The following is a 19,925-nucleotide window of genomic DNA, read 5'->3' as shown; positions in this document are numbered from 1 at the left end:
GTCCGCGCCCCACCCCGCTTCTTCGTGAAGGACGTCCCATGCGTCGACTCGTGATCGCCGCCGCGCTGGCCGGCGCCGGCCTCGCGCTCGCCTTCCCCGCCGCGCCCGCGTCGGCCCACCCGCTCGGCAACTTCTCCGTGAACCAGCTCGCCGCCCTGTCGCTGACGCCGGACGCGGTGCGGGTGCGCGCGGTGGTCGACAGCGCCGAGATCCCGACCGTTCAGGAGAAGTCCACTGTGGACACCTCCGGGGACGGGGTCGCCGACGACGCCGAACGCGCGGCGTTCGCGGCGGCGACCTGCTCGGCTCTGGCGAGCCGCTTCGAGGTCGCGGTCGACGGGAGCCGCCTGTCCCTCACGGTCACGTCCGCGTCCTTCTCCTATTCCGAGGGAACGGCCGCACTGCCCACGAGTCGCACTGAGTGCGCGCTTGCGGCAGCGGCCCGGCTGGACTCCCCCGCGACGGTCACGGTGGCCAACAACTACCTGGCCGACCGCATCGGCTGGCGGGAACTGACCGCCACGGGCACCGGCGTGCGGCTGCTCGACTCGCCGTTGCCGACGGTCAGCCGCGCCGGCGACCTCCGCGACTACCCCGCCGAACTGATCACGAACCCGCCGGACGTGCGCACGGCCACGCTGCGCACCGAACCCGGCGACGGCGGGGCAGCGACGGTCGCCGCACCGCTGCCCGAACGTTCGTCGTACCCGGGCGCCGGGCTGGTGGCGGCCGCCGACGCGAAGCTGCGCGACCTGCTCTCGGGCCCGGACCGCACGGTGCCGATCGGCCTGCTCGCCGTGCTGCTGGCGTTGGTGCTGGGCGCCGCGCACGCGGTGCTGCCGGGGCACGGCAAGACGGTGATGGCCGCGTACCTGGCCGGCAAGCAGGGCCGCCCGCGCGACGCGGTGGCGGTCGGCGCGGTGGTGACGGCCACGCACACCGGTGGCGTCCTGGTGGTCGGCCTGCTGCTGACGACGGTGGTGGGCCTGGCGGGCCAGGTGGTGCTCGGCTGGCTCGGCGTGGCCAGCGGCGCGCTGATCCTGGTGGTCGGCGCCGGCATGCTGTGGGGCCTGGCCCGCGGCCGCTCGCTCGGCCACGGCCACGGTCATCACCACCACGATGATCACCATGCGCACGGACATGATCACGCCCACTCGCACGGCGAACACACCCACTCGCACTCGCACGGCGGGCATTCGCACTCGCACGGCCCGGGTCGGTGGAGCATCGCCGGCATCGGCATCGCGGGCGGCCTGGTCCCCAGCCCGTCCGCCCTGATCATCCTGCTGGCGGCGATCGGCCTGGGCCGCACCTGGTTCGGGGTGCTGCTGGTGATCTCCTACGGCCTCGGCATGGCGGCCACGCTCACCGGCGCCGGCCTCCTGCTCGTCGGCCTGCAACGCCGCTGGGAGGCGCGCCGCGCCCGCCTCGGCCCGGTCGCCGGCCGCCTCCGGACCGCCTGGGCGAAACTGTCGTCGGCGGCGCCGGCGGCCACCGGTTCGCTCATCCTGCTGGTGGGCCTCGGGGTACTGGGCCGCGCGGCGGCGACCCTCCTGTAGGCAAGGGGTGTCCCCCATTTACGGGCGCCCATGGTGGACACTGCCGACATGGGCGCTTGGGGCATCGGGGTCTTCGAGAACGACGGCGCGGGAGACTTCCTGGCGCAGTTGCGGCACACCGCCGCGGCCGACCGCGGCGCACTCGTGCGGGAGACGCTTGCGGAGGCGGCCGACGAGGAGGACTACGTGGACCGCGACGTCGCCCAGGCCGCGGTCGCGGCGGCCGCCGTGGTGGCGGCGGCACACGCCGGCACCGCGCTCGACGACCCCACCGGAGCCGTCCCGGCCACCGACCTGCCGCCCACCGACCCGACCCTGGTGAGCCTCGCGCTGCGGGCACTCGACCGCGTGGAGGCCGAGGACTCCGAGTGGCGCGAACTGTGGGAGGAGGCCGACTCGTTCGACGACGCGGCCGCCACCCTCGACGAACTCCGCGCCACCCTCAGCCCGTGACGGCCGCGTCCAGGGCGAGCGCCAGCGCGCCCCGCAGCGGCGCGTCGTGGACGAACCGGGCGGCCCGGATCTCCGGTGGGAACGGGACGGCGCGTGCGGCCAGCGCCGCGATCCGGGGCAGGAGGTGCCGCGCCGCCGCCATCATGCCGCCGCCGATGACCACGCGCTGCGGGTCGACGGCGATGCACAGGTTGGCCACGGCCGCCGCGAGCGCGTCGACGGCGGGGTCCAGCAGGGCGGCGATGTCCGGGTCGTCGGCGAGGTCGAACAGCTGGGACGCGGTGACGTCACGCCGCAACAGGCGTGCGCTCCGGGCGGTGAGCGCGCCTCCCGACGCCAGCTCCTCCAGCGGCGCGTGCCCGGTCGCGAAGCACCGGGTCGGATCCGGGCCGAGCAGGTAGCCGATCTCGCCGGCGGCACCGTGCGCCCCGGTCAGCACCCGCCCGCCCACGATCAGCGCGCCGCCGATGCCGGTGCCCAGGTTCAGGTAGACGCCCAGGTCCACGCCGCGCAGTGCGCCCCAGCGCAGTTCGGCGGTCGCGGCGGCGTTGACGTCGTTGTGGACCACGACTGGCGCCTGCCCGAACTCCTCGCGCAACAGCCGCGGCAGTTCCAGACCGTCCCATCCGGGCACGTTCGGCGCCAACCGGATCCGGCCCTGCGACACGACGCCGAACGTCGACACGCCGACGGCGGTCGGCCGGCCGGTCAGGGTCCTGGCCGCGGCGAGCGCCCGCTCGACCAGCTGTGCGGCACCGGCCGCGGCAAGGGTCGGCAGGCGCACGGTGTCGCGCAGCGCGGACCCACCGTCCACTGTGGAGGATTCGGTGGCGGGCGCGGTGGCGAGCGCCACCTTGGTGCCACCGAAGTCGATACCGAGAACCGTCACCGTTTCTGGCCACGCCTGGCGAGCGAGTCGATGGCGACGGCGACCGCGAGCACCGCGGCGGTCACCATGTAACGCACCGACGAGTCCACGTTGAGCAGCAGCATGCCGTTGGTGATGGACTGGATGACGAGGATGCCCAGGAGCGCGGCGTACGCCCGTCCCCGGCCGCCGAACAGGGAGACGCCGCCGATGACCGCGGCGGCGATCGCCATCAGCAGCGTGTCGCTGCTGCCGGAACTCTGGTTGACCGCGGCCAGCCGGCCGGCGGCGAGGATCCCGCCGAAGGCCGCCAGTACCGAGCCGCCGACGAAGGCGAGGATCCGGATCCGGGTCACGTGGATGCCGGCCCGCCGGGCAGCCTCCGCGTTGCCGCCGACCGCGAACACGTGCCGCCCGAAGGTGGTGTGCCGCAGCACGAGGTCGGCGGCCACCACGAGCGCGGCGAAGATGAGCAGCAGCAACGGCACGCCCCGGTCGGCCGAGAGAACGGCGGCCACGGCGGCCAGCGCGACCGCGAGGCCGACCAGCCGCAGCGCCGACCATCGCCCGGACGGCACCGGCAGCCCGGCGGCACGCCGCATCCGGCGCCCGTTCAGGACGCTGCCGGTCCGGATCCCGACGATCAGCGCGGCGAGGAGAAACCCCGCCCACGGCGGCAGCCAGGTGTCGCTCAGCTTCGCCACCGCCCCGTCGAACGGCAGGTTGATCGTTCCGCCCCGGCCGAGAAGGTAGAGCATGAGTCCCTGCCAGCCGATGAGGCCGGCGAGCGTCACCACGAACGACGGGATCCCCAACCGGGTAAACATGAAGCCGTGCAGCGCGCCGATGAGTGCCGCCACGGCGAGGGCGACGGCGACGGCCGCGGCCGGGTTCCACCCGTGGCGCACGTACAGGATGGTCATCACCACCGCGCACAGCCCGCTGACCGAACCGGCGGACAGGTCGATCTCCCCCAGCAGGATCACCAGGACGAGACCGAGGGAGATGGTGCCCGTCGCGGCCATCTGCAGCGCCAGGTTGGTGAGGTTCTCGGCCGAGAGGAAGTGTTCGTTGAGGACGCCGAAGACGACCGCGATCGCGGCCAGCCCGCCGACCACGGGCCACGATCCGAGATCCCTGTCGCGCAGGTTCACAGCGATCCACCCCCGGTGATGGCGGCGACGACGGCTTCCGGCGCGGTGCCTTCGGTCGGGAACTCGCCGGCGTTGCGGCCGAGCCGCAGCACGACGATCCGGTCGCTGACCGCCCGGACGTCGGCGAGGTTGTGCGAGATGAGCAGCACCGCGAGTCCGCGCTCGCGCAGCCGCCGGATCAGCGCGAGCACCTGCGCGGTCTGTTCGACGCCGAGGGCGGCCGTGGGCTCGTCCAGGATGACCACCCGCGGCTCCCCGATCAGGGCCCGCGCGATCGCGACCGACTGCCGCTGCCCGCCCGACAGCATGGCGACCGGCACACCGATGTCCCGGATCCGTACGTCCAATGAGGACAGCAGGTCGCGGGCGGTGCGTTCCATCCGGATGTGCCGCAGCACCGACCACCGGTGCCGCTCGGCGCCCAGGAACAGGTTGGCGATGACGTCGAGGTTCTCGCACAGCGCCAGGTCCTGGTGAACGGTGGACACCCCGATCCGCTGGGCGTCCAGCGGATCGTTGACGCGCACCGGGTGCCCGTCCTGTTCGATCCGGCCCTCGTCCGGGGTGACGACGCCGGAGATGACCTTGACCAGCGTGGACTTGCCCGCGCCGTTGTCGCCGACCAGCGCGACGACCTCGCCGGCGCGCAGGTCCAGGCTCACCCCGTCGAGAGCCTGGACCGCGTTGTAGCGCTTGGAGACACCGATCGCCGAGAGCACTACTGGATGCCCGCCTTGGCGCACGCCGCCGCGACGGCGCCGGTGCAGATCTCGGACGCCTTGTAGAAGCCGTCCTTGACGATCGTGTCCTTGACCCGGTCGGCGGTGACCGCGATCGGGTCGAGGAGGAACGACGGGATGGCCTTGGTGCCGTTGTCGACCGTCGTCGGCGCCGCGGGCTTCTGCCCCCGGCCCAACGCGACGGCCAGCTCCGCCGCCTTCTCCGCCTCGGCGCGGATGTCGAGGTAGATGGTCATGTACTGCTCGCCGGTCAGGATCCGCTGCACGGCGGCGAGTTCGGCGTCCTGGCCGGTGATCGGTGGCATGGTGGGGAAGCCGGCCCGCTTCATCGCCGCGATCGCGCCGCCGGCCATGCCGTCGTTGGCCGACAGGACGCCGACGATGTTGTCGCGCCCCAGGGCGGTGATGGCCTGCTCCATCTCCTGCTGGGCCTTGTCCGGGCTCCAGTCCGGGGTGTCGAACTCCCGGCCGATCTGGACCTTCCCGTCGAGCACCTTGTGCGCGCCGTTCTTGTAGTCGGCCGAACTGGGATCGGTCGGCGCGCCGTTGATCATGACGATCTTGCCCTTGTCGACCGTTCCGGCCCTGGTCATGGCGTCGAGCAGCGCCTGGCCCTGCATCTCGCCGACCCGCACGTTGTTGAACGACACGTAGTACTCGTAGGAGATCGCCGAGATCAGCCGGTCATAGGCGATCACCGGAACCTTCTTCTGCTTGGCCTGGTTCACGAGCGAGGCGACCGCGCTGGCGTCGACCGCGTCGAGCACGAGCACGTCGGCACCCTGGGTCAGGGCGGCCTCGACCTGCTGTTGCTGCTTGGCCGCGTCCTGGTCGGCATTGGAGTACAGCAGTTTGCAGTCGGCGCACAGCGCCTTGACCTTGGCCTCGAACAGCGGCCGGTCGAACGCTTCGTAACGGGTCGTCTTGGACTCGGGGAGGAACAGGGCGATGGTCGGGGCGTCCTTGTCGCCGGAGTTGCCGGTGGCCGAACCGTTGCCACAGCCGCTGATCAGGGTTGCCGCTACCAGAGCGACGGCGAGCCAGCTGGTTCTCATGAGGTTGCCTCCTGAACCTCGGTGGTGCTGAGCATCGTGGGTCACGCGGCGCGATTTGGCTAGGTCCTTTACGAATTTGATAAGAGACCTTTTCGAAAGGCTGTGGCACGCTGGGCCGGTGCAGATCACCGGGGCCGCCAGTACGACCAGCGTGTTGCGCGTGATGAACTCGCGCGCCGTCTTCGCCGAGGTGTTCCGCCTCGGTAAGGCGTCGCGGCCCGAGCTGGCGCAGACGACCGGCCTGTCCAAGCCGACGGTGGCGATGGCGCTCACCCACCTCGAACGGGCCGGCCTGCTGCGCCAGGTGGGCCAGCGCTCCGGGGCGGCCGGACGCTCCGCCCTGCTGTACGAGGTCCGGCCGGAGGCCGGCTGGGTGCTCGGCGTCGACGTCGGCCGCGGATACGTGCGGGTCGCCGTCGCTGACCTGCTCGGCACCATCGTCGCCCGTAAGGACCGGCCGTCGCGTGGTTCCCGCGCGTCGACCCTGGTCACCCAGCTCACCCGCCTCGCCGACGAACTGACGGCCGAGGTGGGCATCGCCCGGTCCGACATCACGCTCACCGTGTTCGGCACGCCGGGCGTGCACGACGCGCAGACCGGGGCGCTCCGCTCGGCGCCCAACCTCCCCGGCTGGGACCGCCCCGGCTCGGTCGAGCGCCTCGCGGAGGTGGCCGGCGCGCCGTTCGTGGTGGAGAACGACGTCGACCTCGCCGCCGTCGGTGAGAGCGCGTACGGGCTCGGCGCCGGCATCGACCACTTCGTCTACGTGTCGATCGGCACCGGAACCGGCATGGGCATCATGATCGACGGCAAGCTGTACCGCGGGTTCCGCGGCGCGGCCGGCGAGGTCGGCTACCTACCCGTCGCGGAGGGCGACCCGCTGCAGGACGAACCGGCATCGCGCAAGCGCGGCATGTTCGAATCGGTGGCGTCCGCCGACGGCGTCGTCTCCCTCGCCCGCCGCCTCGGGATGGCCGACGCGGCCAGTGCCAAGGACGTGTTCGAGGCCGCGCGCGCCGGCGACCCCACCGCCACGCGGGCGGTGCTCCACGAGGCCGACCACGTCGCACACGCCCTGGCCGCCGTCACGGCCATCCTCGATCCCGAACTGGTCGTGCTCGGGGGCGGCATCGGCACCCAGGGCGGAGACCTGCTCACCGGACCCGTCCGGGATCGGCTCACCAGCCTGGTCGCCCTCGACCCGCCCCGGATCGAGGTCTCCGCGCTCGGTGCCGACGCGGTGCTGCGCGGCGCGCTCGCCGTCGGTCTCACCGGCGCCCGCGACCTGGTGCTCGACCGCGCCGCCAGCATCGCCACCGCCACGACGGGCCAGCGGTGACGGTGCGCGCGGGTCGTCGGCCACGCCGCGACGCCTACCGCCGGCGGCCGCGCCTCACCCGAGCCTGAGCGCCGGGACGAGCGGGGCCAGCGCCGCCGGGTCCGCCAGCGGGCGTTCGACGCCGGGGAGGAGGGCCGCCGCGTGCGCCTCCGGCAGCGCCTCGAACCAGCGCAGCGCCAGCGCGGCGAACGCCTCCGGCGTGAGCCTGCCCCACAGGCGCAGCCGGGCCAGGCCGCCGTCCGGGTACGCGTCGAGTCGGACGTTCACGGCGTCGCGGTCGGGTGTCAGGGGGAAGCGGTGCCGGGTGTCGGGTTGGAGGCGGGTGCGGGGCAGCAGTTCGAGGCGTTCGCCGGCCGCGTCCACCGCCGTCAGCGAGGCCCAACCGGGTGCGTTGCCCTTGAAGTGCGTGGCGTCCAGTTCGGCCAGGTGGATCCGGCCGGGGGCGGCGAGGCGCACCTCGACCCAGTCGTTCCCGTCGTCGCGGCGGCGTCTGGTCTCCCAGCCCTCGCCCATCACCCGGGCCTGACCGGGCAGCAGGAGGTTGGCGGGCGAGCCGTAGAACATGTCGCTGCACCCGACGATGCGCCCGCCGTGCTCGAGCGCCGCGAGGTCCAGGAAGCGGTCGGGAATGTGCCTCGGGTCGGCGACGGGTTCCCCGTGCACGCGCAGCCGCGCCACCCCGCCGTCCGGGTAGATGCTCAGGCGCACGTGCGTGTACCGGCGGCCGCTGTCGACCGGGAACACGTTGCGGCTGTCCCCCGCCAGCGGCGAACGTGGCACCAGCGTCTCCCACCCGTCCAGTTCGTCGGGGGCGGGGTGGCCCTCGGCGCCGCAGGCCTCCACCGAGGCCTCCGTCGGGTAGTTGCCGGTGAAGTGCGCGGTGTCCACGACGACGCCCCGCACGACGCCCGGCGCGCCGAGCCGCACGATCGCGTGGTCGTGCCCGGGAGTGCGCCGGCGGCGGGTCTCCCAGCCGTCGTACACCTGCCCCTTGGGCCCGAACGTGGCCCGCGTGAACCCCGGCGGTTCGGCCAGTACGAGGTGGTCCGCGGCGGCGAAGAACTCGTCGTTGGCGTGGATCACCCCGCCGCCCAGCGCGCGGGAGGCCAGATCCGGGAACGTCTCCAGGTCACTCATGGGTCAGGAACCTTCCCCTCGGAGTCGTGCCGTCCACGGGAACGCCGCGCAGCCACACGTGGCGCACGACGCCGTGCAGGCGCTTGCCGGCGTACGGGGTGACCGGGTGGCGGTGGTGCAGCGCGGCCGGTTCGACCAGGAACTCCTCGTCGGGCGCGAACGCCGTCAGGTCCGCGTCGGCGCCGACCTCGATGCGCCCCTTGCCCCGCAGCCCGGCCAGCGCGGCGGGGTGCGCGGCCATCCAGCGCACCACGTCGTCGAGCCCGAACCCGCGCCGCCGCGCCTCGCTCCACATCACCGGCAGTCCTAATTGGACACTCGCGATGCCGCCCCACGCGGCGCCGAAGTCGCCGGTCTCCGGCCGTTTCAGGTCCGGCGTGCACGGCGAGTGGTCCGACACGACACAGTGGACGGTGCCGTCGGCGAGGCCGGCCCAGAGCGCGTCCCGGTTGGCGTCGTCGCGGATCGGCGGGCAGCACTTGAACTCCGTGGCGCCGTCGGGCACCTCGTCGGCGCTGAGCGTCAGGTAGTGCGGGCAGGTCTCCGCCGTGATCCGCACGCCGTCGGCGCGGGCGGCGGCGATCAGCGGCAGCGCGGCGGCGGCCGACAGGTGCAGGATGTGCGCCCGCGCGCCGGTGGCCCGGGCGGCGTCGATGACGGCCGCGACGGCGCGCGCCTCCCCCGCACCCGGGCGCGACGCCTCGAAGTCCGCGAACCGCCGGGTCGGACCGGGATCGCTGACCGCCGAAGGGTCCTCGGCGTGCACGATGAACAGGGCGTCCACAGTGGACATCGCGGCGCGCAGCCCGGCCGGGTCCAGCGGCGGGAACTCCGGCACGCCGGAGTCGATGAGGAAGCTCTTGAACCCGAAGACGCCCGCCTCGTGCAGCGGCACCAGATCGGGGGCGTTGCCCGGGACGGCGCCGCCCCAGAAGCCCACGTCGACGTGGCACTGGCCGGTGGCGGCGGCCTTCTTCTCCTGCAGGGCGGCGACGGAGGTGGTGGGCGGCAGGGAGTTCAGCGGCATGTCGACGATCGTGGTGACGCCGCCGGCGGCCGCCGCGCGGGTCGCCGTGGCGAAGCCCTCCCACTCGGTGCGCCCGGGCTCGTTGACGTGCACATGGGTGTCGACGAGGCCGGGCAGCAGCGCCACGTCGCCGAGATCGACGTCCACTGTGGACGGTGCGTCGTAGGCCAGCACCGCGGCGATCACGCCGTCGTGCACCCGTACGGCGGCGGGCTGCGGGCCGGAAGGCAGCATCACCTGCCGGGATCGAACAATCACAGGTCCTCCAGAACCGCGCGCTCGAACGGGATCTCGGAAACGTCCACGGCTCCGCAGTCGAGCGCGCGCAGCAGGAATCCCGCCATCGCCCGCGCGGTGGCCGGCTCGTCCAGCACGCCACCGACCCTGCGTTCGAGATAGTCGGACAGGCGGCGGCAGGCGGCCGGCAGCCCGTCGCGGAAGAACGCGTAGGTCGCCGCGTACCGCGTGGGCAGCTGCGCGGGATGCAGGTCCCAGCCCTGGTAGAACCCGCGTTCCAGGGAACGGCGCACCAGCCGCAGGTGCAGCGCCCAGGCGGCCTGCACGGCGGTGGGCTCGCCGTCGGGGACGATGTTCGTCGAGCCGTCCGCCACGGGCACACCGGTGCCGGCGGCCGCCACCTGCAGCACGGCCTTCGCGTGGTCGGCGGCGGGATGTTCCATCGACTGGTGCGCCGGTGCGATGCCCAGCGCCGCGCTGTAGTCGTAGGTGCCGTAGTGCAGGCCGGCGCAGCGCCCCGCGGCGGCGTGCAGCATGCGGGCCACCGTCGCGGTGCCGCCCGCGTCGAGGATCGCCGGGGCCGTCTCGATCTGGATCTCGAACCGGAGCGCGCCCGGCGCCAGCCCGTGCGCCGTTTCCAGGGCGGCGCACACCTGCACCATCGCCTCCACCTGTGCGACGGCGCTGACCTTCGGCAGTGTGATGACGAAGCCCGCGGGGAGCGGACCGAGTTCCCCCAGAAAGAGATCCAGGGTCCGCACGGCCCGGGCCCGGGTCCGCGCCTCCAGGCTCTTGCACCGCAGGCCCACGAAGGGCGGCAGCGGCCCGGTCCGCAGCCCGGCCACGCACACGGCCACCGCGGCGTCCTCCTCGTCGTCGGGCCGGATCCCGTACCCGTCCTCGAAGTCGACCCGCAGATCCTCCACCGGTTCCCGCTGAAGCTTGTCGACGACCCGCGCGCGCAGCGACTCCTCGAACGGCAGCGGCGGGAAACGGCCGAGGGCCGTCAGCGCGGCCTGCCCGAACTCCTCGACGAGCCCGGGCTTCACGCGGTCGGCCGGGACGTAGACGGTGTGGATCGGCAGGCGGCCGCGCACCGGGCCGGGATATCGCGCGGCGAGGTCTGCGTCGGTGGCCGCGAGGTGGGCATCGAGCCTGGCCAGCAGGCTTTCGGGCAACCGTCCCGCGTCCATCCGTTCAGCTTAGGCGCCGAACCGGCAACCGGGGATCTTCACGCGAAGTGGCTACTTTCACTACGCAGAGTCGGGGTCGGCCGGGTTACTCTTCGAGAATTGATCCGAGTAGATGGGTCGGGGGGCGCATGCGGATCGACGTCGCCGGGGCCGTCCCGGCAACCCTCCTCGAAGGGGCGTGGAAGCTCTACACGGAGGCCTTCGAGGAACTCCAGTGGCAGGCGGTGCAGCGGCACCTGATGTACCGCGCGGAGTTCGACGCCGTCATGGCCGACACCCGGGTCGACAAGTATCTGGCGATCGACGGCGAGGGCGTGCGCGGGCTCGCGACGTTCACCAACGACCTGGACGCCGTTCCGCTGATCTCGCCGCTGTACTTCGCCCGCCGGTGGCCGGTGCACTTCGCCGAGAAGCGCGTCCGCTACATCGGATTCGTGGCCGTCGCGGCGGGAAGCGAGGGGGCGTTCCGGCGGATGATCACCGCCATGTACGAGGTGGCGCACCGCGAACGGGCCGTCGTCGCCATGGACTTCTGCCGGCACCGCACCGAGGTCAACCGGATCGCCGACGTCGTCGGCCTCATCGTGCGGCGGCTCCCCGCACCCCTGCGCGGCCACCGGATGGACGAGCAGTCGTACTGGCTCTACGAGTTCCCCGAGGACGAGCTCCCCGAAGCGGCGGCCTGAGTCGGGACGGCCCAGCCCGCCGCGAAAGCAGCGGGGTCCGTGGCGCGTCCCCAGAGCCAGCCCTGCGCCAGCGTCACCCCGAGCGCGTCCAGCACCGACCGCTGGTCGACCGTCTCCACCCCCTCGGCCACGACGGTCAACCCCAGCGCCGAACTCATCGCCACCACCGCCCGCACGATCTCCTCGTCCTCGGTGTTGGCGCCCAGCCCCGCCACGAACGACCGGTCGATCTTCACCCCGGTCACCGGGTGCCGCCGCAGGTAGCCCAGCGCCGAGAAGCCGGTGCCGAAGTCGTCCACCGCGATCCGCACCCCGAGCGCGCGCAGATCCTCCATCACGTGTTCGGTCACGTCGCCGCCGTCGACCATCACCGATTCCGTGATCTCCAGAACGACGCACGCCGCCGGCACGTCCCAGCGTTCGAGCTCGGCGCGCAGCACCCCGGCGAGGCCGCGGTCGGTCAGTTGGCGCGGCGACACGTTGATCGACAGCCAGAAGTCGTCGTCCACCACACCCGCGCGGCGCCACTGCGCCAGCTGCTCGATCGAGCGCAGCAGCACCCAGGTCCCGATGGCCGAGATGAGGTTGGACCCCTCCGCGATCGGGATGAACGTCGTCGGCCCCAGCACGCCCCGCGTCGGATGCCGCCAGCGCACCAGCGCCTCCGCGCCCGAGGGCGCACCCGTCGCCAGGCGCACGATCGGCTGGTACTCCAGCACCAGCTGGTCCTGCGCCACGGCGCTGCGCAGGGCGACCTCGATGTCGAGGCGTTCGCGCACGGCCATGCGCATCGACGCGTCGAAGACCGTGAAGCTGCCGCGCCCCTCCGACTTGGTGCGGTACATGGCCGTGTCGGCGTCGCGCATCAGCGCCTCGGTCGAGTCCTCGTGCGCGTCCTCGCCCGTGCAGGCCATGCCGACCGACGCGGTGAGCACGACCTCGGCGCCGTTGACCAGCAACGGTTTGTCGACGCAGTCCAGGATCTGCTGGGCCTGCGCCAACGCCTCGGTCTCGGTGCAGCAGCGGATCACCACGAACTCGTCCCCGCCGACCCGGGCCACCGTGGCCGGCTCCGGCAGGGCCTGCCGCAGGCGGCGCGCCACGTCCTTGATGAGCTGGTCGCCGGCCGGGTGACCCCAGGAGTCGTTCACCACCTTGAAGCCGTCGAGATCCAGGTAGAACAGCCACACCGGGGCGCCGTCCGGGCGGGGACGGGCGAGCAGGTCGTCGACGACGGTGCGCACCATGCGCCGGTTGGGCAGCCCGGTGAGCGGGTCGTGGGTGGCCATCTCGACCAGGCGGTGCTGCACGGCGGCGTAGTTCTGCACCGCCGACAGCGAACGCATGAGCAGCAGCGCCACCATCAGCGCGCCGCCGGCGCCGAGCACCCACCGTTCGGTCGAGCCCTTGTCCTGCACCGCGATCGTCAGCACGAACGGGCACGCCAGCGCCGGCAGGATCAGCAGCAGCCGCGGCACCGACCACTCCTGCACGGCCAGCGGCGTCGGCCGGTCGAGGTGCCGCGCCGACGGGTGCAGCCCGGCCGCCCCGCCGAGCGTGAACGCCAGCAGGAACGGCAGGTCCAGCCACGGCGACGCGTACAGTTCGCCGGAGATCCCGATGATCGCGTACGACACGTCGCCGACGAACATCCACACCATCATCAGCAGGATGAGGATGAAGCTCGGCTGGCGCACCGCCGTCGTGAACGCGAGGTTGGCGACGATCAGCACCAGCACGGCGTCGAGCACCGGATAGACGCCGGCCACCACGGACACGGCCACCGGGCGCCCGGGGATCGACGCGGCCGGCAACGCGAACACCACCACGGAGGCGACCGCCGCACCGGTGAACACGATGAGGCCGTCGATGACGGTGTGGCGTTCGGTGCCCCGGCGCGCCGCGAGGAAGTGCGCGAGGCCTGCGATCGCCAGCAGGTAGCCCGGCAGCGTGAACACGTCCGACAGCAGCACCAGGTAGCCGTGCGCGCCCGCGACGACCGGCCGGATCAGCACGCCGAGGAGGAAGAACACGCCGGCGAGGGTGAGCAGCCGCCACGGCCGGCGCAGCTGCGTGCGGTGCAGCCACGGCGCCAGGAACCAGGTCACCACGCTGCCCACGCCCACCACCGCGAACGCCGCCTGCGGCGCTATCCCGGCCGCGTACAGCCCGGTGGCGGCCAGTCCGCCGCAGAGGTAGAGCAACCAGGGCCACCCGCGCCGCAGGGCGGTGTCAGTTGCTACGACCACACAACCCGACAAACCGCCCACCTATCCGCATTAGCCCCGGCAAGACAGTGCGGACCCCAATTCGGCCCCGGCTCACCTTATGGCCAAGGAGGTGGTTATCGATCAGCCGAACGACGCTAATTCACCGGGTCGGGCCGGTCGAGATCGGCGGCACGGGGTGGAACGCGTCGTCCACCAGCCCGAGCCGGTGCGCGTATATGCCCGCCTGCACCCGATTGCGCACGCCCAACTTGTCGAGCAGCGCCACGATGTGCGTCTTGACCGTCGTCACCCCGAGGTGCAGCCGCGCGGCGATCTCCTGGTTGGACAGGCCGGCGCCGACGAGCGCCAGCACGTCCCGTTCGCGGGGCGTCAGCCCGGCCGGTTCCGGCCCCGGGCGGTTGCCCGTGCGTTCCGCCTCGAAGGCCCGCCGCGCCCGCTGCACCACCCGCGCCAGCACCGGCCCGCCGAGCACCGGTTCGCCCCGGGCGGCCCGCCGGACCGCGTCGGCGATCACCCGCGGATCGCCGTCCCGCACGAGAAAGCCGATTGCACCGGCGGCCAGCGCGGCGTAGATGGTCTCCTCGTCGTCCCGCCGGGTGAGGATCAGCACCTGCGTGCCGGGCGAGCCGGCCACGATCCGCCGGGTGGCCTCGATCCCGTCGACCCGCGGCATCCGCGCGTCGGAGACGACCACGTGCGGCCGCAGCCGTTCGACCGCGCGCACCGCGTCGAAGCCGTCCACTGCCTCACCGACGACCTCGATGTCGGGCGCGCTCTCCAGCACGACGCGCACCCCCGCCCGGACCAGACTCTGATCGTCGACCACGAGAGTGCGGATCATGGGTAACAGTGTCACCCGTCGATCGGGTTTTGTGACCGCCCGGATCTTCGTTTAGTCACCAATTTGTTTTGAAGCACTGCGTTTCGAGGATTCAAAAGCCAGATCAAGACCTTCATTTCGCCCGTCCACCGCCCGCGCGACCGCACGTGTGTGAGCGTACGGAGGTCAACTAGCGATTTGATCTCCCTGAGCTCACACACGTCCGCACTCAACTCACACCCGTGTGAGCGCGACCGCCGTGAGCTCACACCCGTGCGGCGCCATGGCGGTCGGGTGGGCGGTGAGCTGGGCGGCTGAACGCGAATCCGGCAGCGGAGCGTCCTTCAGCCCTTCGGGTGGGAGAGGCCGCTCTCGCGCAGCTGGCGCCAGAGGCCCGCGCCGTCGGGGGCGTACATCCAGCGCAGGCCGGCCGGGCCGGACTCCTGGCCCTCGACGACCGGGGCCGGCAACCCACCGGCCAGCACCGACTGGGTCGGCGACAGCCGCCGGATCGCCACCGCCGCCACGTTGTCCGGATGGTCGGCCGCGAACTCCGCGTAGATCTCCTCGTCGTGCTGCCCGTCGTCGCCGACCAGCAGCCACTTGACCTCCGGGAACTCCCGCGCCAGCCGCGCCAGCGTGGCCCGCTTGTGCGCTCGCCCGCTGCGGAACCAGCGGTCCGACTTCGGCCCCCACGCGGTCAGCAGCAGCGGCCCCGCCGGATACAGGTGGCGGCCGAGAAAACGGGTCAGCGTCGGCGCCACGTTCCACGCGCCGGTGGAGAGGTAGAAGACCGGCGCGCCGGTGTAGGCGTTGGTGAGGCGTTCGTAGAGAACGGCCATGCCGGGCACCGCCATGCGGGCATGCTCGTCCAGCACGAACGTGTTCCACGCGGCGAGCAGCGGGCGCGGCAGCGCGGTCACCATGACCGTGTCGTCGATGTCGGAGATCAGTCCGAAGCGCACCGACGGGTCGACCACCCGGATCGGCGCCTCGACCGGCTGCGCGTGGTCGGTGCGGATGCCGACCGTGCACCAGCCCGGCGACAGGTCGCCCTCGACCCGGCAGTCGACGAACCCCTCCCGGTCGGTGATCGCCTCGTGGCTGGTGCCGCCGACGTCGATGACCACCGGGGTGTCCTTCACCGGCAGCGTCATGAAACTGCGCCAGCCGCGCACCTTCACGGCGCGGTGGCGTTGGCGGCGTTCGACCCGGACCAGGACGACCCGCGCCAGGACCCGCGCCCAGCCGGGGCCCCCGTAGCCGGTGTACGGGACGATCATGACCCGCCAGCCGCGTTGTCGCAGGCGCCGCTCCATGACCTGGTGCACGGCGTCCTCCAGCCGTGCCGCGCGGTGCAACGTCTCGGGCCTCATGGGGCCCACGGGTGTCTGCGCCACGATGCCACGGTGCCATACCCGGCCCCACCTGGCAGGGCAACACGACGGCCGCTCGCGCACTCCTGCGCGCGCATGGACTCCCCCGTTCGCCGAGAAGAACATAGACTTTCGCGTATGGAAGCGGGCGGTAACCGAGCGTGTACGCAAATGGCGCCGGCCGGCCTTCTCCGCGAGGCCTGCTCCCCGGAGCTCTACCGGCGCAACCCCTTCCGGACGGCGGGGCTGCCGGTCGGTGTTCCCACGGCACTGGTACGACAACGGCTCGCGGGCGACCCCGCCGCCGACCGGCTCGAGGAGCCCCTCGCGCGGCTCCTGGACGGGTTCTTCTGGTACCGGGCGGATCCGGCCCTGGACGCGCTGGCCGCCGGGGACATCGCCGGCACCCGCGCCCGCTGGGAGGCGGCCGCCGGGACCGACCCGGTCGCCCGGCACAACCTCGCGGTCCTCTGCCACAGCACGGCCCTGGAGCACAGCGCCGGGGACTTCTTCCCGGACGACCTCTGGCCGGACGCCTACCGGCACTGGCTCGCGCTGCGCGAGACCGACGCGGCGTGGACGCCGCAGCTGCGGCGCGTCCGCCGGATCCTGCCGCTCGCGCTGGCGCTGGTCAACGCCCGGCTCGCGGTCGACGCGCTCGCCGCCGGCGGTCCGGTCGAGCCGGCGCTGCGGCACTGGCGGCTGCCGTTCGAGGCGGGGCTGCCGGAGGGGGTCGCCGAGCGGGCCGCGCGGATCGCCGCCGCGCCGCTGCGCGCCCGCGTCGCGGCCGCCCGGGAGGCCGTCGACGACGGGACACCGGCCGAGGCCGAGGCCGCCCTGCGCGCCGCGGTCATCCCCCTGACGACCCTCCAGCTCCTGGACCCCACCCAGGACGATCCGGTCGAACTGTTCCTGCGCGCCGCCGCCCGGCATTCCTCCTCCGGTGCCTGGGCGAGCGCACGGGACCTGCTCGCGCTCGCCGCCCCGCTGGCCCGCACGGCCGCCGGCGTCGACGCCGTGCAGCGCCAGCTCCGCGCCGCCGAGCAGGAACTGCGCGTACGCGAGGCCGTCGAGGCGTACCGCCGGCGCAAGCTGCGCGAGGAGTCGGAGGCGCGCAGCGCCCGGGCCGCGCACGAGGCCGCCGAGGAACGCCGCGCCCGCGCCGCCCGCGAGGCCGCCGCACGGCGGGCCGAGGCCCTGCGGATGGCCGCCCAGCGCCAGGTGATGGAGTCGCGCCGGCGCACCCGGGCCGCCCGCACGGGTGAGCCGCAGCGCGCGACGCCGCCCCCGCCGGCGCCACCCGTGCCCGGACCGCGCCGGGACGCCTCCACCGACCGCGCCGCCCGCAACCTGCTCGCGTTCGCCGTCGACTGGGACGGCTGCCACTACTGCCAGCGGGTGCGCCGCAGCCCGCGGCACGACCACCCGGTGAGCCTCGCCCGCGGGGCCGACGTCGCCACCGTCTCGGTGCCGCGCTGCCTGCCGTGCCGGTGGCGGCAGACGGGGCGGGCGTGCCTGGGGCTGGTGCTCATGGCGTTCACCGTGCTGATCGTCGTGATCGTGACGCCCGCGGCCGCGCGGTGGGTGAGTTGGACGGCGGTCGCGGTCGGGCTGGTCTGGACCGTCACCGGGCTGCTCGCCGTGCGCCGCGGGGCCAAGGCGCGCTGGCTGCACACGCTCACCTATCCGCCGGTCGCCGACCTGTGGCGGGAGGGCTGGCGCCGGCACTAGTTTCTTCCGGTGATCTCTCCTGGTCCGCGCGACCGGCCGCTGGTGAGCTGATGGACATGAACCAGCTCGCCTGAGCCGATCCCGCCGATCAGCGCGTCACCACACCCCGCAGCGTCGCGGCCACCTCGTCCGCCAGTGGATGCCCGATCTCGGTCAGGATCCGGTGCGCGTACCGCAGGTGCACGCGGGCCCGGGCGGGATCCGTGGCGGCCGACATCCGGCCCAGCCCGTGGTGCGCCAGCGCGATGTCCGACCGGTCGGCCAGCGCCTCGGCGGTGGCCAGCCAGCGTTCGTAGCTGATCCGCGCCGCCTCCGGGTCCCCGGCCGCCTCCGCCGTCTCCGCCCGGCAGCGCCACACCAGCGACTGCGTCTCCCGGTCGCCGCGCTGCTCGCTCGACTCCATCGCCAGGTCCACCGTGCGGAACGCGTCCGCGTACAGCCCCGCCCGGCGGTACGACTCCGCCATCCCGAGCAGGCTGTACGCCTCGCCGCGCGGATCCTTCACCTGCTGGCGGAGCAGCAGGGCGGCCCGGTGCGCCTGGATCGCGCGGTCGTGGTCGCCGATGGCGCTGTGCGTGGTGCCGATGTTCGTCAGGTACGCCGCCCGCCGCGGCAGGTTGTCCGGGTCGCACAGCCGCAGCGACTCCTCGAACCGGGGCAGCGCCTCCTCGTGCCGGCCCAGCTGCCCGTGCGCGATGCCCAGCAGGTTCAGCATCGCGCAGCGGACCAGCGGCGGCTGCTCCTCGGCGGCGACGGCGCGCACCGCCTCCTCCAGCAGCGGGATCCACTCCGCGAAGAGGAACCGGCGGTCGACGAACGGGTTCATGGCGTAGGTGAGGCGCCACGCACCCGCGCCCCAGCCGCCGGCACCCCCGCCGTCGGTGCGCGCGTGGTGCAGCAGCGCCACGATCGTCGGGTACTCGTCGGCGAACCACGCCATCGCGGAGGCCCGGTCCGGCAGCACGGGCGGCAGCGACGTGGCCGCCGGCTCGAACTCGAACGGCCGCGGCCGCACCCGCAACCGGGTGTCGGCGGCGAGGGCCGTGGTGACGTAGAAGTCCAGCAGGCGGCGCAGCGCGGCACGGCGTTCCGGCTCGGGGAGGCCACCGGCCAGCCGCCGCGCGTACAGCACCACGAGGTCGTGCATCCCGTACCGGCCCGGCCGCGCCTCGCCCAGCAGGTACGAGTCGCACAGCGCCAGCACCCGTTCCCGGGCGGTCGCGTGATCGGTCCCGACCAGCGCCGCGATCGCCTCCAGCGACAGCGAGTCCCCCGGCGGCAGGCCGAGCAGGGCGAGCGTGTGCCGCAGTTCCGGCGACAGCGCCCGGTACGTCGTGTCGAAGACCGCGCCGACGTTGTCGTCCTCGACGGCCAGCGCGCCCAGGTCGCCGGAGACCAGCGCCGCCGCCGGTTCGTGATCGGCCGCGAGGCGGGCCGCGGCGACCCGCAGCGCCAGCGGCAGGTAGCCGCAGAGCGAGGCCAGCTGGTCCACGTCCTCGTCGTCGGCCGTCCCGGCGACCGCCCGGATCAGCGCCACGGACGCCGTGTGCGTGAGCGGGCGCAACGACACCGTCCGGGCCCCGTCGAGCGCCACCAGCCCGTCCAGCCGCACCCGACCGGTCACCACCACCGCGCAGGCGTCGTTGCCCGGCAGCAGCGGCCGGACCTGGTCCGAGGAGGCGGCGTTGTCGAGCAGCACGAGCGTGCGGGTCCCGGCGAGCCGGCTGCGGTAGCGCGCCACCTGTTCGTCGAAGCCCGACGGGAGCGTCGAGTCCGGCCCCTCGAGCTGGGTCAGCAGCTGGCCGACGGCCTCCTGCGGGGTGAGCGGCGCCCGATTCGGGTCGTAGCCGCGCAGGTCCACGAAGAGCTGGCCGTCCGGGTACTTCGCGGCGATGCGGTGCGCCCAGTGCACGGCCAGCGCCGACTTGCCGATGCCGGCCATCCCGGCGATCACCACCGGCGCGCCGGCGGCCCGTTCGTGCGCCGCGTCCAGGGCGTCGACCTCGTCGTCGCGCCCCACGAACGGGGCCGGCGCCCGGGGCAACGCGCGAGGTACCGGATGCTGCGCCTCGTCGGCCCAGGCGGCGTCGTGCGCGGAGCGTTCGAACGCGGCCCGATCCGCACCGGCCAGGCCGAGCGCGTCCGCCAGCAGCGCCACCGTGGAGCGGTGCGGCCGGTTGACCCGCCCGCCCTCCAGGTCACCGATGGTGCGGCTGCTGACCCCGCTACGGTCGGCGAGCTGCTCCTGGGTCAAGCGGGCAAGCCTCCGCCGACGGCGCAACAGATCGGCGAAGGTACCCACGCGACGAAAATACCCGG

Annotated in this window: 16 protein-coding genes; 5 read left to right on the top strand and 11 right to left on the bottom strand. The window is 73.5% G+C overall.

Annotated features, from left to right (window positions below):
• The first annotated feature begins 38 nt into the window (after nucleotides 1-38).
• On the top strand, nucleotides 39-1,559 hold the full coding sequence (locus Val02_RS16830; protein WP_203900006.1) for a hypothetical protein: 1,521 nt from the start codon (nucleotides 39-41) through the stop codon (nucleotides 1,557-1,559).
• A gap of 48 nt (nucleotides 1,560-1,607) precedes the next feature.
• On the top strand, nucleotides 1,608-2,012 hold the full coding sequence (locus tag Val02_RS16825; protein ID WP_203900005.1) for a DUF4259 domain-containing protein: 405 nt from the start codon (nucleotides 1,608-1,610) through the stop codon (nucleotides 2,010-2,012).
• On the opposite strand, the gene Val02_RS16820 is transcribed toward Val02_RS16825, so the two are convergent.
• Genes Val02_RS16820 through Val02_RS16805 form a run of 4 tightly spaced genes read right to left on the bottom strand, consistent with a single transcriptional unit; the run spans nucleotide 2,002 to nucleotide 5,829 of the window.
• Nucleotides 2,002-2,901, bottom strand: a complete 900-nt coding sequence (locus Val02_RS16820; RefSeq protein WP_203900004.1) for an ROK family protein — start codon at nucleotides 2,899-2,901, stop codon at nucleotides 2,002-2,004. The two genes, Val02_RS16825 and Val02_RS16820, sit on opposite strands and share 11 nt — an antisense overlap.
• Nucleotides 2,898-4,034, bottom strand: a complete 1,137-nt coding sequence (locus Val02_RS16815) for a sugar ABC transporter permease (protein WP_239153029.1) — start codon at nucleotides 4,032-4,034, stop codon at nucleotides 2,898-2,900. The genes Val02_RS16820 and Val02_RS16815 overlap by 4 nt, the downstream gene beginning before the upstream one ends.
• Nucleotides 4,031-4,753: an ATP-binding cassette domain-containing protein gene (locus Val02_RS16810; RefSeq protein ID WP_239153027.1), complete on the bottom strand. Its 723-nt coding sequence runs from the start codon at nucleotides 4,751-4,753 to the stop codon at nucleotides 4,031-4,033. Before Val02_RS16810 ends, Val02_RS16815 begins: the two co-directional genes overlap by 4 nt.
• Complete coding sequence (locus Val02_RS16805; protein ID WP_203900002.1) at nucleotides 4,753-5,829, bottom strand: sugar ABC transporter substrate-binding protein; 1,077 nt, start codon at nucleotides 5,827-5,829, stop codon at nucleotides 4,753-4,755. Before Val02_RS16805 ends, Val02_RS16810 begins: the two co-directional genes overlap by 1 nt.
• Nucleotides 5,830-5,947: 118 nt before the next feature.
• On the opposite strand from Val02_RS16805, the gene Val02_RS16800 reads away from it, so the two are divergent.
• Complete coding sequence (locus tag Val02_RS16800) at nucleotides 5,948-7,168, top strand: ROK family transcriptional regulator (RefSeq protein WP_203900001.1); 1,221 nt, start codon at nucleotides 5,948-5,950, stop codon at nucleotides 7,166-7,168.
• Between the two features lie 54 nt (nucleotides 7,169-7,222).
• Here the strand turns inward: Val02_RS16800 and alc are convergent, their stop codons facing one another.
• The 3 genes from alc to Val02_RS16785 are packed head-to-tail and all read right to left on the bottom strand — an operon-like array spanning nucleotide 7,223 to nucleotide 10,762.
• Nucleotides 7,223-8,305: an allantoicase gene (gene alc, locus Val02_RS16795; protein WP_203900000.1), complete on the bottom strand. Its 1,083-nt coding sequence runs from the start codon at nucleotides 8,303-8,305 to the stop codon at nucleotides 7,223-7,225.
• Nucleotides 8,298-9,566 carry an allantoinase AllB gene (gene allB, locus Val02_RS16790; RefSeq protein WP_203900100.1) on the bottom strand — a complete coding sequence of 423 codons (1,269 nt, stop codon included), beginning with the start codon at nucleotides 9,564-9,566 and terminating at the stop codon, nucleotides 8,298-8,300. The genes alc and allB overlap by 8 nt, the downstream gene beginning before the upstream one ends.
• Before the next feature lie 20 nt (nucleotides 9,567-9,586).
• On the bottom strand, nucleotides 9,587-10,762 hold the full coding sequence (locus Val02_RS16785) for a DUF6986 family protein (protein ID WP_203899999.1): 1,176 nt from the start codon (nucleotides 10,760-10,762) through the stop codon (nucleotides 9,587-9,589).
• A gap of 128 nt (nucleotides 10,763-10,890) precedes the next feature.
• Here Val02_RS16785 and Val02_RS16780 point away from each other — a divergent pair, with 128 nt between their 5' ends.
• Complete coding sequence (locus tag Val02_RS16780) at nucleotides 10,891-11,448, top strand: hypothetical protein (protein ID WP_203899998.1); 558 nt, start codon at nucleotides 10,891-10,893, stop codon at nucleotides 11,446-11,448.
• Here the strand turns inward: Val02_RS16780 and Val02_RS16775 are convergent.
• The 3 genes from Val02_RS16775 to Val02_RS16765 form a co-directional block, all read right to left on the bottom strand.
• Entirely contained in the window at nucleotides 11,406-13,697 is a 2,292-nt protein-coding gene (locus Val02_RS16775; protein WP_239153025.1) for a putative bifunctional diguanylate cyclase/phosphodiesterase, read from the bottom strand. The two genes, Val02_RS16780 and Val02_RS16775, sit on opposite strands and share 43 nt — an antisense overlap.
• A 121-nt stretch (nucleotides 13,698-13,818) precedes the next feature.
• Nucleotides 13,819-14,520, bottom strand: a complete 702-nt coding sequence (locus Val02_RS16770) for a response regulator (protein ID WP_203899997.1) — start codon at nucleotides 14,518-14,520, stop codon at nucleotides 13,819-13,821.
• A 323-nt stretch (nucleotides 14,521-14,843) separates the two neighbouring features.
• Nucleotides 14,844-15,875, bottom strand: coding sequence for an App1 family protein phosphatidate phosphatase (locus Val02_RS16765; RefSeq protein WP_203900098.1), 1,032 nt, complete (start codon nucleotides 15,873-15,875; stop codon nucleotides 14,844-14,846).
• 171 nt (nucleotides 15,876-16,046) lie between these two features.
• Between Val02_RS16765 and Val02_RS16760 the strand changes: the two genes are divergently transcribed.
• A complete protein-coding gene (locus tag Val02_RS16760; protein WP_203899996.1) occupies nucleotides 16,047-17,606 on the top strand; it encodes a hypothetical protein in 1,560 nt (519 codons plus the stop codon).
• 88 nt (nucleotides 17,607-17,694) lie between these two features.
• Here the strand turns inward: Val02_RS16760 and Val02_RS16755 are convergent, their stop codons facing one another.
• Nucleotides 17,695-19,908 carry a tetratricopeptide repeat protein gene (locus Val02_RS16755; RefSeq protein WP_275415581.1) on the bottom strand — a complete coding sequence of 738 codons (2,214 nt, stop codon included), beginning with the start codon at nucleotides 19,906-19,908 and terminating at the stop codon, nucleotides 17,695-17,697.
• Nucleotides 19,909-19,925 lie beyond the last annotated feature (17 nt).

Origin of the sequence: Virgisporangium aliadipatigenens, assembly GCF_016863615.1 — a bacterium.
In the GTDB taxonomy this organism is placed as follows: Bacteria; Actinomycetota; Actinomycetes; order Mycobacteriales; family Micromonosporaceae; genus Virgisporangium; species Virgisporangium aliadipatigenens.
Note: the sequence above shows the minus strand (reverse complement) of the source record. Positions and strands in the feature narration are given on the sequence as shown.